General features: G+C 42.0%; 17 protein-coding genes. 4 read left to right on the top strand and 13 right to left on the bottom strand.

The features are described from left to right. Positions 1 to 110: 110 nt before the first annotated feature. Positions 111 to 1,274, top strand: a complete 1,164-nt coding sequence (locus H5158_RS07090) for a DcaP family trimeric outer membrane transporter (protein WP_182739730.1) — start codon at positions 111 to 113, stop codon at positions 1,272 to 1,274. Positions 1,275 to 1,472: 198 nt separating this feature from the next. Here H5158_RS07090 and recA read toward each other — a convergent pair whose 3' ends face one another. After that, complete coding sequence (recA, locus tag H5158_RS07095) at positions 1,473 to 2,519, bottom strand: recombinase RecA (RefSeq protein WP_145235287.1); 1,047 nt, start codon at positions 2,517 to 2,519, stop codon at positions 1,473 to 1,475. Between the two features lie 68 nt (positions 2,520 to 2,587). After that, positions 2,588 to 3,076 (bottom strand): CinA family protein, encoded by a 489-nt coding sequence (locus tag H5158_RS07100; RefSeq protein ID WP_145235284.1) that lies wholly within the window; start codon positions 3,074 to 3,076, stop codon positions 2,588 to 2,590. A gap of 21 nt (positions 3,077 to 3,097) precedes the next feature. Between H5158_RS07100 and mutS the strand changes: the two genes are divergently transcribed. Next, a complete protein-coding gene (gene mutS / locus H5158_RS07105; protein WP_182739731.1) occupies positions 3,098 to 5,668 on the top strand; it encodes a DNA mismatch repair protein MutS in 2,571 nt (856 codons plus the stop codon). A 100-nt stretch (positions 5,669 to 5,768) separates the two neighbouring features. Here mutS and rpoS read toward each other — a convergent pair whose 3' ends face one another. From rpoS to H5158_RS07160, 11 genes are all read right to left on the bottom strand, one after another. Beyond that, positions 5,769 to 6,764, bottom strand: coding sequence for an RNA polymerase sigma factor RpoS (rpoS, locus tag H5158_RS07110; RefSeq protein WP_145235280.1), 996 nt, complete (start codon positions 6,762 to 6,764; stop codon positions 5,769 to 5,771). A gap of 60 nt (positions 6,765 to 6,824) precedes the next feature. Beyond that, positions 6,825 to 7,649 (bottom strand): peptidoglycan DD-metalloendopeptidase family protein, encoded by an 825-nt coding sequence (locus tag H5158_RS07115; protein ID WP_182739732.1) that lies wholly within the window; start codon positions 7,647 to 7,649, stop codon positions 6,825 to 6,827. A gap of 40 nt (positions 7,650 to 7,689) precedes the next feature. Continuing rightward, positions 7,690 to 8,268 (bottom strand): YqaA family protein, encoded by a 579-nt coding sequence (locus tag H5158_RS07120; protein ID WP_145235276.1) that lies wholly within the window; start codon positions 8,266 to 8,268, stop codon positions 7,690 to 7,692. 9 nt (positions 8,269 to 8,277) lie between these two features. Next, a complete protein-coding gene (locus H5158_RS07125) occupies positions 8,278 to 8,916 on the bottom strand; it encodes a protein-L-isoaspartate(D-aspartate) O-methyltransferase (protein ID WP_182739733.1) in 639 nt (212 codons plus the stop codon). Next, positions 8,906 to 9,670: a 5'/3'-nucleotidase SurE gene (surE, locus tag H5158_RS07130; RefSeq protein ID WP_145235272.1), complete on the bottom strand. Its 765-nt coding sequence runs from the start codon at positions 9,668 to 9,670 to the stop codon at positions 8,906 to 8,908. Before surE ends, H5158_RS07125 begins: the two co-directional genes overlap by 11 nt. After that, a complete protein-coding gene (gene truD / locus H5158_RS07135) occupies positions 9,651 to 10,700 on the bottom strand; it encodes a tRNA pseudouridine(13) synthase TruD (RefSeq protein ID WP_182731531.1) in 1,050 nt (349 codons plus the stop codon). The genes surE and truD overlap by 20 nt, the downstream gene beginning before the upstream one ends. Then, a complete protein-coding gene (gene ispF / locus H5158_RS07140; protein WP_182735495.1) occupies positions 10,697 to 11,179 on the bottom strand; it encodes a 2-C-methyl-D-erythritol 2,4-cyclodiphosphate synthase in 483 nt (160 codons plus the stop codon). The genes truD and ispF overlap by 4 nt, the downstream gene beginning before the upstream one ends. Then, a complete protein-coding gene (gene ispD / locus H5158_RS07145; RefSeq protein WP_182731533.1) occupies positions 11,176 to 11,877 on the bottom strand; it encodes a 2-C-methyl-D-erythritol 4-phosphate cytidylyltransferase in 702 nt (233 codons plus the stop codon). The genes ispF and ispD overlap by 4 nt, the downstream gene beginning before the upstream one ends. Continuing rightward, positions 11,867 to 12,157: a cell division protein FtsB gene (gene ftsB, locus H5158_RS07150; protein ID WP_145235264.1), complete on the bottom strand. Its 291-nt coding sequence runs from the start codon at positions 12,155 to 12,157 to the stop codon at positions 11,867 to 11,869. Before ftsB ends, ispD begins: the two co-directional genes overlap by 11 nt. A 61-nt stretch (positions 12,158 to 12,218) precedes the next feature. Next, positions 12,219 to 12,848: a hypothetical protein gene (locus H5158_RS07155; RefSeq protein WP_145235262.1), complete on the bottom strand. Its 630-nt coding sequence runs from the start codon at positions 12,846 to 12,848 to the stop codon at positions 12,219 to 12,221. Between the two features lie 90 nt (positions 12,849 to 12,938). Next, positions 12,939 to 13,421: a DUF2947 domain-containing protein gene (locus H5158_RS07160; RefSeq protein ID WP_182739734.1), complete on the bottom strand. Its 483-nt coding sequence runs from the start codon at positions 13,419 to 13,421 to the stop codon at positions 12,939 to 12,941. Positions 13,422 to 13,481: 60 nt separating this feature from the next. Between H5158_RS07160 and H5158_RS07165 the strand changes: the two genes are divergently transcribed. Together H5158_RS07165 and H5158_RS07170 are read left to right on the top strand one after the other, a co-directional pair. Then, entirely contained in the window at positions 13,482 to 13,721 is a 240-nt protein-coding gene (locus tag H5158_RS07165) for a DUF1653 domain-containing protein (protein WP_145235257.1), read from the top strand. A gap of 51 nt (positions 13,722 to 13,772) precedes the next feature. Then, positions 13,773 to 14,621, top strand: coding sequence for a MoxR family ATPase (locus H5158_RS07170; RefSeq protein WP_182739735.1), 849 nt, complete (start codon positions 13,773 to 13,775; stop codon positions 14,619 to 14,621). Position 14,622: the final 1 nt, after the last annotated feature.

A 14,622-nucleotide genomic window follows, 5' to 3' on the forward strand; every position in this document is an offset into this window, starting at 1 on the left:
CTTAGTCTAATAGACCAATAGGTAATTGAGTAAAAAGCATACTTAATCAAAAGTGGTATCACACCACAAGTATAATAATGCAACAAGCAGCCCCGAATAGGACTTTGACTATGACAACAAAATCAACAGTATTAAAAACACTTACTGCCACAGCCGTATTGTGCGCGCTTTCAGCAACAGCACAAGCCGCAACCATCGGTGGCACTGATGTGACTTATGGCGGTTATATAAAACTCGATGCAATGTGGAGTGATTATTCAGCTGGTGCGCCTGCAGGTACAAATGTAGGGCGTGACTTTTATGTACCAAGTACATTAACAGTCGGTGCCGACAACAACTCTGATGCTGTATTTGATATGCACGCACGTCAGTCTCGTTTTAATTTTGGTACATCAACACTCTTAGACAACGGCAAAACCATAAGTAGTAAAATCGAAATAGACTTTTTAGCGTCTGCTGCTGGCGGTAATGAACGCGTATCTAACTCATACGCGCCACGTATTCGCCACGCATTTATTGCTTACGACGGCTGGTTATTTGGTCAAACATGGTCAAACTTCCAAAATGTTGGTGCACTGCCTGAAACTCTTGATTTTGTAGGTCCAGCTGAAGGCACGGTATTTGTTCGCCAAGCACAAGTTAAATACACAACTGGCGCATGGTCTTTCTCGTTAGAAAACCCTGAAAGTACAATTACAACTTCAAATGGTATGGCTGTAACCGATGATGCATCATTACCGGATTTCACAGCACGTTACACACATACTGCTGATTGGGGTAACTTAGTGGTTGCAGCGCTTGCTCGTCAACTTACTTATAAAGTGGGCGGCCTTGACGCTGATGAAACATCAATTGGTATTAGTGCATCAGGTATGTTTAAAGTTGGCCAAGACAACGTTAAATTTATGCTTACCCAAGGTAAAGGCTTAGGTCGTTACGTTGGCTTAAATGTTGCGCATGGTGCAGTACTTAATGGTGATGAGCTAGATGCAATTGACTCTACATCAGGGTTTATTGCTTACCAGCACAATTGGAATAACCAATGGCGCTCAACATTCCTTTACTCGTTCTTCTCAGCAGACAATAACACTGATTTGCTTACGATTACCGGTGACCCAACTGAATCTAGCCAAAGCTATAGCGCTAACATTTTATACTCACCAGTTAAACGTTTAACGTTTGGTGCTGAGTTAAAGCATGCAGAACGCGAAACAGAAAGTGGTGTTGATGGTGATTTAGATCGCCTGCAGTTCTCAGTTAAATACGCGTTCTAAGCTAAAACTAAAATTATATTACTTCCTTAAGCGGCTTTGGCCGCTTTTTTATGCCTGTGATATACCTTATCAAAGTTCAATTATCTACACCCAATTGGCTTAAGGTATTGCCTGTTACAAACACAAAAAAGCCGCTAAATATTATTTAGCGGCTTTTTTAATGTTAAGTGCGGGTCAAATCGCGCTTATTAAATACTTTTAAAGCTCAGCATCATCTGCTAACACTGTATCTTCAACATCGTCAGGCTTAATTGTTGCTTTTAATAGCAACATATCACGTAACTTACCTTCAATCTCATTAGAGATTTCAGGGTTCTCTTTCAAGAACTTAATTGAGTTTGATTTACCTTGACCAACTTTACTACCATTGTAGCTATACCAAGCACCTGCTTTTTCAACTAGCTTATGCTTAACACCTAAGTCAATTAGCTCGCCATGCTTAGAGATGCCTTCACCATACATGATGATAAATTCAGCTTGCTTAAACGGAGGAGCAACTTTGTTTTTCACCACTTTAACGCGGGTTTCGTTACCCACCACTTCGTCGCCCTCTTTAACAGAACCGATACGACGAATATCTAAACGTACTGACGCGTAGAATTTAAGTGCGTTACCACCAGTAGTGGTTTCTGGGTTACCAAACATAACACCAATTTTCATACGGATTTGGTTAATGAAAATACATAAAGTGTTTGAACGTTTGATATTACCAGTTAGCTTACGTAATGCTTGTGACATTAAACGTGCTTGTAGGCCCATGTGTGAATCACCCATGTCGCCTTCAATTTCAGCTTTCGGTGTTAATGCCGCAACCGAATCGACAACAACCACATCAACAGCGCTTGAGCGTACTAACATGTCACAAATTTCAAGTGCTTGTTCACCTGTATCAGGTTGTGAAACTAATAACTCATCAATATTTACACCCAATTTTTGGGCATAAATTGGATCAAGTGCATGCTCAGCATCAACGAAAGCACAGGTTTTACCTTCTTTTTGTGCTTCAGCAATAACTTGTAATGTTAGCGTTGTTTTACCTGATGATTCAGGGCCATATATCTCAACAATACGCCCCATAGGTAAACCACCTATGCCTAATGCGATATCAATGCCCAGAGAGCCTGTTGATATAGCATCAATATCTAACGCTTTATTGTCACCCAATTTCATTATTGAGCCTTTACCAAATTGACGTTCAATTTGAGATAAAGCAGCGTCCAACGCTTTTTGTTTGTTATCGTTCATTTTACTCTCCAAATCCGGCTAATGCAGACAAGTATACTGTATGAAATCACAGTATCAAGCTAATTTTATTAATTTATCTTTTCTATAATGGTTTTTAATGAGTAAACAATAGCTTGCAACCTAACTTGCGCTCTATCGCCTGCGAATATCTGTTGGCTCGGATACTGTTTCTCGCCAATTTGAATACAAAACCATACTAAACCTACTGGTTTTTCCGTACTGCCACCACCTGGACCAGCAATACCCGATACTGCAACCGAAATATCTGCCCCTGCGGCCTTACACGCACCCGCGGCCATTTGCAAAACAGTTTGCTCACTCACTGCGCCGTATAAAGTTAAGGTTTGCTCTGTAACCCCTAGTAAATCCTGCTTAGCTTGATTACTGTATGTTACAAATGCACGGTCAATATAAGCCGAGCTGCCAGGGGTATCTGTTAACGCATAACTCACTCCACCACCAGTACATGATTCAGCACTAGTGATCCATAAGCGTTTATCCGTTAAAATAGCGCCTAACTGCGCAGCAAGTGTTTTAATCTCTTGATGTAATTCCATATTCAGCCTTTGGGTAAATACATGTCGTTCGATCTTTATGCACCGCACAATATAAGTCAACAAACTCCGATGATGCAGCAGTATCTAAAAATAAAATCTGAGCATCGTGATATTTTACTGTTTTATCGCATGGGCGATTTTTACGAGCTATTTTTTGATGATGCAAAACGTGCAGCACAACTGCTTGATATTTCACAAACTCACCGTGGTAAAGCCGGCGGCGATCCTATTCCTATGGCAGGCGTCCCTTATCATGCGGTAGAGAACTATTTAGCTCGTTTGGTACAAATGGGTGAATCCGTCGCTATTTGTGAGCAAATAGGCGACCCTGCAACCAGCAAAGGACCTGTTGAGCGCAAAGTTGTACGCATTGTTACCCCTGGCACCATTTCTGATGAAGCACTATTACAAGAGCGCCAAGATAATTTACTGACCAGCGTTTGGCAAAGTAAAAAAGGCGTGTATGGCATTGCTTACTTAGATATTAACTCAGGCCGTTTTAATATTGTTGAAGTAAATACTGAAGAAGCATTTAGTTCAACTTTACAACGCTTAGCACCAGCAGAGTTACTCTATAGCGAAGACTTTGCCAACTTTCATTTGATTGAGCATATCAAAGGTATTCGCCGTCGTCCTGAATGGGAGTTTGACTTAGACACTGCACAACATTTGTTATGCGAGCAGTTTGGCACCAAAGATTTAGTCGGTTTTGGGGTTAATAAAGCAACTGCTGCATTAGTTGCCGCCGGTTGCCTTATGCAATATGTGAAAGACACGCAACGTATTGCTCTACCCCATATTCGCGCCATCACATTAGAACATAACGAACATGCAGTAATCTTAGATGCTGCCACCCGTAAAAATTTAGAGTTGACCGTTAACCTCTCTGGTGGCTTTGAAAACACCTTAGCACAAGTACTTGATAAAACAGCAACAGCGATGGGCTCACGGCTATTAAAGCGTCGTATTCATACACCAATACGTTCTAAACCTGAGCTTAACGCTCGCCTTAATGCGATTAGTGCCATTATCGGTGTACAGCTGTGTGGTGAGCTACATGAGTCGTTAAAACAAATAGGTGATATTGAGCGTGTTATTGCTCGTTTAGCATTGTGGACCGCTCGTCCGCGCGATTTAACCCGTCTGCGTAGCGCACTACAAGCCCTAGCTCCACTGCACGAGCTATTAACCGATGCCAGCGATCCTCGCATTAGTCAGATCATCGCGCAATCTCCTGAATTACCTGATTTACAGCAATTACTTGAGCAAGCAGTGATTGAAAACCCACCGGTACTTATTCGTGATGGTGGCGTAATTGCACCGGGTTACAACCGTGAACTCGATGAATGGCGTTCACTCAGCCAAGGTGCTACCGACATTCTTGAACAACTCGAACAGCGCGAGCGTGAACGCACCGGTATTAGCACCCTTAAAATCGGTTATAACCGTGTGCATGGCTTTTTTATTGAAGTAAGTCGTGCCAACGCACATTTAGTGCCCGCTGATTATATTCGTCGCCAAACGCTTAAAAATAACGAACGTTATATAATTCCAGAGCTTAAAGAGCATGAAGATAAAGTGTTAGGTAGCCAATCAAAAGCTCTGGCGCTTGAAAAGCAACTTTACGAACAACTGTTTGAATTTATTGCCCCGCACATTGAACAGCTACAAATAATGGCGGCAGCACTGGCAGATTTAGATGTGCTAAATAACCTTGCCGAGCGTGCAATTGCATTGAACTATGCAAAACCGCTACTGTGCGATAACGATGACATTAGTATTAAGCAAGGTCGCCACCCAGTTGTTGAACAAGTAATGAAAGACCCTTTCATTGCCAATCCTGTAGAGCTTAATGCTCAGCGTAAAATGCTGATCATTACGGGGCCAAATATGGGCGGTAAATCAACCTATATGCGCCAAACTGCACTGATTGTGTTAATGGCACACATTGGTAGCTTTGTACCAGCAGACAGCGCTAAGATTGGTAATATCGACCGTATATTTACACGTATTGGCGCCAGTGATGACTTAGCATCAGGTCGCTCAACCTTCATGGTCGAAATGACCGAAACAGCCACTATTTTAAACAATGCTACCGCGCAGTCACTGGTATTAATGGATGAAATTGGCCGAGGGACGAGTACCTACGATGGTCTATCATTAGCTTATGCAACAGCGGATCATTTAGCATCAAAAATATCCGCTAAAACTTTATTCGCAACCCATTATTTTGAACTTACCGAACTAGCCGAGCAACAAGCGGGGCTGGTGAATGTTCACTTAGATGCGATAGAGCACAACGACACAATCGCCTTTATGCATACCGTACTTGATGGTGCCGCAAGTAAAAGTTTTGGCTTGCAAGTAGCGGCCTTAGCTGGGGTGCCAAAAGCAGTTATAAAGCAGGCAAAACAAAAGCTTAAAATGCTGGAGAATCATCAGCCAGTCACTGCTGATATCAATGCAGTACAGCCATCATTGTTTGCAGCTGAACCATCACAGGTAGAAGCACAACTCGCTGAGGTTGACCTAGATAACTTAAGCCCACGCCAAGCTCAAGATTTACTATATAAGCTAAAATCGCTGCTGTAGCATGCTTTAAGCACAAAAAAAGCTGAAGAGTTAGCTCCTCAGCTTTTAATAATTATTTTCTGTGTGTGTTTGTGTTGCTGCGTCTATTGCTGTATCAATATTATGAAAACTGATCAAACAAGCTATCAGTACTTAATCCTTCATGCTGCAAAATATCTTTTAAGCGGCGCAGTGCTTCTACTTGAATTTGTCTTACTCGTTCACGCGTTAAACCGATTTCACGACCCACATCTTCAAGCGTTGATGGCTCATAACCTAACAAACCAAAACGACGTGCAAGCACTTCACGTTGCTTAGGATTAAGCTCACCTAACCAGTCTACAATGTGCTTATTGATATCATTATTTTGTACTTCGCCTTCCGGGCCAAAGCCTTTTTCATCGGCAATAATATCTAACAATGCTTTATCGTTTTCACCACCAATAGGTGTATCTACAGAGGTGATTTTCTCGTTTAAACGCAGCATTTTAGTTACGTCTTCAACTGGTCGGTCTAAACACGCTGCAATTTCTTCGGCAGTGGGCTCATGGTCCAGCTTTTGCGTTAGTTCACGTGCGGTGCGTAAATAAACGTTAAGTTCTTTCACTACATGGATTGGTAAGCGAATTGTGCGGGTTTGATTCATGATGGCGCGTTCAATTGTTTGACGGATCCACCAAGTCGCATAGGTCGAAAATCTAAAACCACGTTCAGGATCAAATTTTTCAACGGCGCGGATCAAACCAAGATTACCTTCTTCAATTAAATCAAGTAACGCAAGGCCACGATTATTATAACGGCGGGCGATTTTAACAACTAAACGTAAATTACTTTCAATCATTCGTTTACGAGAAGCGCTACAGCCTTTTAATGCTTTGCGAGCAAAAAAGACTTCTTCTTCAGCACTTAATAATGGCGAAAAACCAATTTCACCTAAATACAGCTGAGTCGCATCTAAATTCTTAGTGATTTCCTCTTTGGCAAATATTTCATCTTCTTTATCATCATCTTTATCGACGTCATCTAATAATTCAGAGTCTGTATCAGCGACAGCTATATCATCAAATTTATCATCAATCGCATCTTTCGTTTTTTCTATTTTTGCTGTGTTACCCATGAGCGTACCCTCAAGCAAACAAGTGATCTTATATCACTATGATCAATACCCGACCGATAGCTAAGGCAAATACTTCTCAGGATTAACAGCTTGTCCTCGGTAACGGATTTCAAAACGCAATGCCGTCACTTCAGAGTCTGAACTGCCAATCTCGGCTATTTTTTGCCCAGCTTTCACATCCTGTTTTTCTTTAACTAGCAACTTAGAGTTATGTGCATAGGCACTAAGATAATCATCATTATGTTTCAAAATAATTAAATTACCGTATCCTCTAAGTGCGTTACCCGCATAAACTACAGTCCCTTGTGCTGCGGCAAAAACAGCGACACCTTTTTTATTAGTAATTTGTAACCCTTTATACCCGCTTTCCTTGGTTGAAAAACGCTGAGTTACTGTTCCTTTAGCTGGCCACGACCACTTAACTTGGGTCGAGGACAAACTGTTATTTTTACTAATTTTCCTATTGGCTTGTTTTTGAACATACTCTCGTTGTTTTGGCTGATCAAGCTCTTTCTTTAATTTTTTGTTATTTTTTTGTATGCCACTTGTAGACTTTTTACTCTGTTTCGTATATTTTTTATGCTTTTTTATTTTTTTAGGTACATTTTTAAAAGAAATTGTTTGCCCCGGTTGGATTATGTAAGGGGCTGGTATGCCATTATTTTTTGCCAACGTGCGGAAATCTTGCTGGGCGCTAAAGGCTATCGAGTATAACGTATCACCTTTTTTAACCGTGTAGCGGTCACCATTAATATTAACTTTACTAGTATAAGGTTTAACACTGGTATTTAAACTACTGACCGGAGCGGGGGCATGTCGAGATGAGCAGGCACTGAGCAAAACACTTGTAAATAAAGTAACATAGAAGACGTACTGTTTATTCATGGTGTTTTGCTCCTTGTGCTAAAAGTAGTTATTTAGATGCTTAACGTAATAAAAAGTATGCAACCACCACTAAAATCACTACCCCCCAGCCAAGTACCTCAACATATTGACGTAATTTTTGCTCCATTTTTACTCCGCCCCACTTCATTAGCGCTGAAACTAAAAAGAACCGCGCACCACGCCCGACAGCAGAAGCTAATAAAAAAGGTAAAAACGCCATGTGCAAAAGCCCAGCACCAATAGTAAATACTTTATAGGGTATTGGCGAAAAACCGGCTAAAAACACCACCCATACGCCATAATCTTTAAACCAGCTTAAAGCGGTATTAAACTTTTCTTGCCAACCCATTTGCGCTATTAATGGCTCTACTACAGGTTCAAATAACCAAAATCCGAGCAAATAACCTAAAATACCGCCAAGCACCGAAGCAACTGTAGCAAAAGTAGCATAGCGCCATGCTTTGCTCGGTTGTGCAAGCGACATCGGCGCGAGCATTACATCGGGTGGAATAGGAAAAATAACCGATTCAGCAAAACTCATCCCAGCTAAATAACGCTCTGCGTGGCGATGTTTTGCCCACACTAATGCCATATCGTATAACTTAGTAAACAATTTCAAAGTGACTTCCTATTCAATGTCGCCAGGGACTAAAGGTACAAATCTAACTGGCGCAATAACATGTTGAGTAAATTTTTCGCCTTCGCGCACAACCATAACCAGTTGTTGATCTTCATTACCGATTGGCGCAATCATCACCCCACCATCAATGAGTTGATCAAGTAATGCCTGCGGGACTTGCGATGCAGCGGCGGTTACAATGATGCCATCAAACGGCGCTTGTGACTGCCAGCCTTGCCAACCATCGCCATGTTTCATGGAAACGTTGTATAAGTCTAGGTTATGTAAACGGCGCTTAGCCTGCCATTGTAACGCTTTAATTCGCTCTACCGAAAATACTTTTGAAAAGGTTTTCGCCAGTACCGCTGTTTGATAGCCTGAACCCGTGCCTATCTCAAGTACTTTATCGCGCACGCCAGCCAAACGCAGTAACTCGGTCATACGGGCAACAATATATGGCTGTGAAATTGTTTGTCCTTGACCTATTGGCAACGCCGTATTTTGATACGCTTTATGCTTAAGTACATCATCAACAAATACATGACGTGGAATATCAGCAATAGCGCTGAGTACCAATTTATCTTCAACACCTTCACGCTGTAATAGGTCAGCGAGCGCACGGGCACTTCGAGTATAATTAGCCAGCACCGTTGATCTCCATCGTTTTAAGCCACTCACCAACTGCAGCCAAGCTATCTTTCGCTGTCATATCAACACTTAGTGGCGTAACCGATGCATAGCCATTATTGATAGCATAAAAGTCTGTACCTTCTCCGGCATCACTTTCGGCACCTAAAACCCCATACCAATAAATGTCTCGTCCCCATGGATCTTGTTGTTTAGTCATGGTTTCTGCTTTATGACGCGCACCTAAACGCGTTACTTGCACGCCTTTTAGCTCAGATAACGGAATATCTGGCACATTAATGTTGATGATTTGATCTTTTGGCAATGGATGTGACGCCAGCTCTTTAATTATGCTGACAGTCACCGCTGCTGCCGTTTCAAAATGATTGCCTTCTTTTGAGCACAAAGACACCGCCACTGCGGGCAAGCCTAAATGACGTCCTTCGGTTGCTGCTGCAACAGTCCCTGAGTACAAAGTATCGTCACCTAAATTTGCACCGTGGTTTATACCGGCAACGACTAGATCGGGCTTTTCATTAAGTAATTCATTCACGCCCAAATGCACACAATCAGTTGGTGTGCCATTGACCGAAATAAACCCGTTATCTAGCGTGGTAGCACGCAGTGGATTAAGTAGCGTCAGTGAGTTACTTGCGCCACTGCAATTGCGATCAGGTGCAACTAACGTTACGTCTGCAATTTGCGTCAATGCCTGATACAACACTGCAATACCTTTTGCATTAACACCATCATCGTTACTTAGAAGAATTTTCATTTTCAGCGTCCTGTTCTTTATGTACTCGTGGGCTTGCATCTGTGTAATCCACCAGCTCACGTAACAATGCCGTGGCAAAGGTGCCTTTGGGTAAACCAAAGCTCAATTTAATGGTAGTTTCATCAATCGTTTCAACGGTTAAATCTTGTGGGATCAAACGCAACATTCTGCGCTCATTTTTCAGCCCTAACTTACCAAGCCCTTCACACCAATCTTGATACGGCTCTAGCCATATTTTTTCTTGTTCGGTGAGGCCTTTTTCGCTAGTGCCGACCAATGGCGCAGACATCATAATATCGCCAGAGGCAAGACGAGCGATATTTTCATCGCTAATGGCATCTTCAAAAAATGCATTGCTACCACTGAGCATAAACACTTCACGGTGCATGGTTTTAGCTAAGCCGTGCTCAGCAACACGCAAATTCACTATTTGATTAAACACATAAGAACGTGCAGCAGAGATAATTAAACCACGTAGTTTTTTGTCACGAATGCGCTCACCGGCAAACATCTTTTTAGCCATCACTAAATTATGACCATCGTGACCAAAGCGTTGTTCGCCAAAATAGTTAGGCACCCCGGCGCGTACCGCGTTGATACGACAAAGAATGTCTAACGGCTGAGTTACATTACGTAGAATAATGCTGAATTTATTACCTTTGTGGCAGCCAGTCCGCAGCTTACGATTATGCCGTTGCTGAGCAATGATAAACAGTGATTCACTGTTTAGCTCAGTAAAATCAATGTCTTTTTTAATGGGTACTGGCACACTAAACCACTGACTACATACTCCGTGGCGATCTTTCATACCAGCGAAGCTGACATCACGTGGCGAAATCCCCGCTTTTTGGGCAAGTAATTTAGCAACGTATTGGGTATTTTCGCCTTTTTTAACGACCTGTAAACAGACGTGTTCACCACTGCCTGTAAACTCTATGCCTAAATCCTCATCAACCATAAAATCTTCAGCAGTGGTTTTAAAATCTGCTTTAGATAATGGTGCACCGTATAAATAATTTAACTCGCTCATAGTGATTGCTTGCTCATGATAACCACTGCATGACTTGAAATACCTTCTTTTCGCCCTTCAAAACCGAGCTTTTCAGTGGTTGTTGCTTTGACATTTACCTGGCCCAGTTCAGCGTTTAAATCGGCGGCTAAATTTTTACGCATGGCTTGAATATGCGGCAGCATTTTTGGCGCTTGCGCTACTATCGTTACATCCGCATTACCCAGTACATAGCCTTGCTGCTTAGCTAAATCAACAACATGGCGTAATAAAATACGGCTATCTATATTCTCATATTCACTGGCGGTATCAGGAAAGTGCTTGCCAATATCGCCCATTGCTAATGAGCCTAAAATAGCATCGCATAGTGCATGAATCGCAACATCACCATCAGAGTGCGCTAAAAAGCCTTGTGGGTAAGCAATCTTTTCACCACAAATAGTTAACGGGCCTTCGCCACCAAATTTATGGACATCGAAGCCATGGCCGATTCGAATCATGATGCATTCTCACTGTGTTGTTTTTGGAGTAAAAAGTTGGCTAAATCTAAATCTTCTGGAGTGGTTATTTTAATATTATCGCTTCGCCCAGCCACCAGCTTTACAGGCTTATTCGCCCATTCTATTGCCGATGCTTCGTCAGTGATCGTAACCTGCTGAGCAAGCGCAGTTTGCAATGCCTGCATTAAATCGTGGTACTTAAATAATTGCGGGGTCAACGCCTGCCATAAGTCATCCCGTGGTACTGTTTGTTGGCTATGAGTTGCACCGCGCTTAATGGTATCTTTCACTTTGCTTGCTAATATACCGCCCTCGTCAGCGTTAATACACTCACTAAGTAAGCGCTCAATATCAGCCAAGGTAACCAGCGGCCTTGCCGCATCATGCACTAACACCCAATCAGGCGGGTTATCTGCAAGCGCTAATAAGCCATTAAGTACCGAGTCGGCTCGCTCTTTGCCGCCACTTGCACGGACAATGCGCTGATCAATAAACTCCAGTGTAGCAAAATAAGGATCATCATCGCTGACGGCCACCACAATAGTCGTTAATTGTTTGAGTTGCGCTAGTTTAGCAAGTGTATGTTCAAGAATTGTTTTACCAGCCAAGCGAATGTATTGCTTCGGTGCGCTATGTTGCATACGGCTTCCCACGCCAGCGGCTGGGACTATGGCTGCAAGGGTATAATTAGTTGTCATTTTGTTGCTGCCCAGGTAAAACACGAATAAATGTTTCGCCGGGTTTGATCATCCCTAATTCATTTCGAGCGCGCTCTTCCACACCTTCTTGACCAAGCTTTAAATCTTCAATATCGGCTTTAAGCACTTTATTACGTTTGATCAATTGAGCATTAGTATCGTGATGTGAAGTAACAGCAGCTTTTAAACGACTATAATCTTGTACACCGTTGTGGCCAAACCATAATCGATATTGTACAAATAACGCTAAGCACAGCAGCGTGAATTGAAACAGTCGCATTAAACACTCCTTGATTTTACTCTACCAGTACAAATTTATAATGCGATTAAGGCTACTGGTATTATATTTTTTTAACTCGAACATGGGGACGTTTTAAATTACGCCAATTGATATTGCCTGCTAGCAGCATTTCTCTCAGTGATAAAATACGCGGTGTTGTGCGTTTATCAAAAGACCACTGATGGCCACAACAAGCAGCGGCCATTGTTGCCTTTGTGGGCTTTAATAACACCACCGACTGCCCTTCAAGCGGCTGACCTTGGCAGTCAAACCAACCATGCTCATTACAATGAAGTTTATTGTCGCTTACTTGGTCGATGCTGTCTATTGCAACACGGGTTTGATTTGCGCTATTGAGTAAAAGCGGAACAATTAAACCTACATTTTTATGTGTTTGATAAAAATCATCATTATTTTTTGCGTTGGGAGGCTGAGCTTTTTGCTTATCAAGCCAACAGCCATTGTGCGGATCTAACTGAAAAGGAACTTGACCATTTACCACGGCCGTTGCTGCGCGTTCTATATAATAAGGAAGACTTTTTAATCGCTTGCGTAAACGCTGCTCATTCACTTCAACAACTAATTGACCTATTTCCCGCGCATAAAAAGCATTGCACAACTGTGCATATAGCACACGTTGTGTATCTGATTGCCAAATATCGACTTGTTGAAAGGGGTCGCTTGCAGCCAACGATCATACTCTAAAACATCTAGTTGCTTGTTTTATAGCACAGTATTGACTGCTTTTTAAGCTCTGCTATTTACAAAAGCAAAGCTCAGGTTACTTAACTTGTGACTTTATACCTAATTTAGCATCGCCAGTTTCTAAAAACTGCACTACTTCATCACGTTTCTTACCTAATAACAGACTACCATCAGCTAAAAACATAAAATTTTGCCAATTGCGTTTAAACACATCAAAGCTGGTTTCGATAATATTATCGCGGGCGATACAAAAATACACGGTGGTATTAGCTTGCCAACCTAAGTGCGCAAGTATCTCAGCTGGCAGTTGCTCAGCGCCGGCTTCCCATGCAGCTTCCCAGTGAATAGTTTGCGAGAAATTGTCTTCGTTACCACACCAATCTGTTTTTTCAAAAAAATCAGGGTGGTCATGCTCGCGGCTCACCATGGTGCTCCATAAAACAGCGGCACGCTCATGGCTCATAGGTTTAATTAAGGCAAGGTCTTGTTCTGTTACTGGCGCATCTTGATGACGAAAAACCCACGCTTTTTTGTAATCATCTAACGAAATATAGTTCATAGTATTGGCAAATTAGTTAGCATTAAAAGTGCAAAGACAAATTATACAAGAGATCAAAACATGACTACAGCAATAAAACCACATACCCTCAAATCAGGCATATACCAACACTACAAAGGCCCAAAGTACAAAGTTCTATACGTCGCCACTCACAGTGAAACAGACGAACAATTAGTTATCTACCAAGCCTTGTATGGTGAGTTTGGCATGTGGGCACGACCACTGAGTATGTTTAGCGAAACCGTCGAGAAAGACGGCCAAATTATTCCACGCTTTAGCTACCTTGGTGAAGCCGATTAACTATGGCATGATAGGCATATTGTTTACTGCTCAGACCAGATAGGTATTTACGTGCAATTTAATTCTACTGATAACTACATCGCAAGTTCAGCGTTACAACAAGCGGTTAATGCGGCTATTTTGCTGGAAAAGCCACTTTTGATCAAAGGCGAGCCCGGCACTGGTAAAACCATGCTGGCTGAGGAGTTGGCTAAAAGCTTAGACACCACACTTATCCAATGGCATATCAAATCGACCACTAAAGCCCAGCAAGGCTTATATGAATACGATGCAGTATCACGCCTTCGCGACAGCCAATTAGGTGATGCCCGGGTAAACGACATTGGCAACTATATTATTAAAGGCAAGTTGTGGCAGGCATTTACTTATGGTGAAGAACATAACAAACGCCCGGTATTATTAATTGATGAAATAGACAAAGCCGACATCGAATTCCCGAACGACTTACTATTAGAACTCGATAAAATGGAATTTCATGTTTATGAAACCGGTGAGCGTGTAATCGCAAAACAACGCCCTATTGTGATCATCACCTCAAACAACGAAAAAGAACTGCCCGATGCCTTTTTACGCCGTTGTTTTTTCCATTACATTGATTTTCCATCTAGTGACGAAATGCAGCAAATTATCGATGTTCACCACCCACACGTAAAACAAGATTTAGTTCGCCAAGCGCTAGAAGTATTTTTTAATCTACGTGAAGTCAACGGCATTAAGAAAAAGCCTTCCACCAGCGAGTTACTTGATTGGTTAAAACTGCTTATGGCTGAAGACATCGATGCAAAAACTCTGCATGACAAAACTCAAAAAGGCGGTTTAATGCCAATGTTTGGCGCACTACTTAAAAATGAACAAGATATCAGCTTAATTGAAAAACTTGCCTTTATGAGTCGCCGTTAAG

The organism is Pseudoalteromonas sp. SR45-6, assembly GCF_014163545.1.
Classification (GTDB): domain Bacteria; phylum Pseudomonadota; class Gammaproteobacteria; order Enterobacterales; family Alteromonadaceae; genus Pseudoalteromonas; species Pseudoalteromonas rhizosphaerae.

Bases quoted from the DNA above. Each gene is read 5' to 3' on its own strand.
- H5158_RS07160 (WP_182739734.1), bottom strand. From the start codon at position 13,421: ATGAACTATATTTCGTTAGATGATTACAAAAAAGCGTGGGTTTTTCGT.
- rpoS (WP_145235280.1), bottom strand. From the start codon at position 6,764: ATGGGTAACACAGCAAAAATAGAAAAAACGAAAGATGCGATTGATGAT.
- ispF (WP_182735495.1), bottom strand. From the start codon at position 11,179: ATGATTCGAATCGGCCATGGCTTCGATGTCCATAAATTTGGTGGCGAA.
- H5158_RS07090 (WP_182739730.1), top strand. From the start codon at position 111: ATGACAACAAAATCAACAGTATTAAAAACACTTACTGCCACAGCCGTA.
- H5158_RS07165 (WP_145235257.1), top strand. From the start codon at position 13,482: ATGACTACAGCAATAAAACCACATACCCTCAAATCAGGCATATACCAA.
- H5158_RS07100 (WP_145235284.1), bottom strand. From the start codon at position 3,076: ATGGAATTACATCAAGAGATTAAAACACTTGCTGCGCAGTTAGGCGCT.
- ispD (WP_182731533.1), bottom strand. From the start codon at position 11,877: ATGACAACTAATTATACCCTTGCAGCCATAGTCCCAGCCGCTGGCGTG.
- mutS (WP_182739731.1), top strand. From the start codon at position 3,098: ATGTCGTTCGATCTTTATGCACCGCACAATATAAGTCAACAAACTCCG.
- recA (WP_145235287.1), bottom strand. From the start codon at position 2,519: ATGAACGATAACAAACAAAAAGCGTTGGACGCTGCTTTATCTCAAATT.
- ftsB (WP_145235264.1), bottom strand. From the start codon at position 12,157: ATGCGACTGTTTCAATTCACGCTGCTGTGCTTAGCGTTATTTGTACAA.
- surE (WP_145235272.1), bottom strand. From the start codon at position 9,670: ATGAAAATTCTTCTAAGTAACGATGATGGTGTTAATGCAAAAGGTATT.
- H5158_RS07115 (WP_182739732.1), bottom strand. From the start codon at position 7,649: ATGAATAAACAGTACGTCTTCTATGTTACTTTATTTACAAGTGTTTTG.
- truD (WP_182731531.1), bottom strand. From the start codon at position 10,700: ATGAGCGAGTTAAATTATTTATACGGTGCACCATTATCTAAAGCAGAT.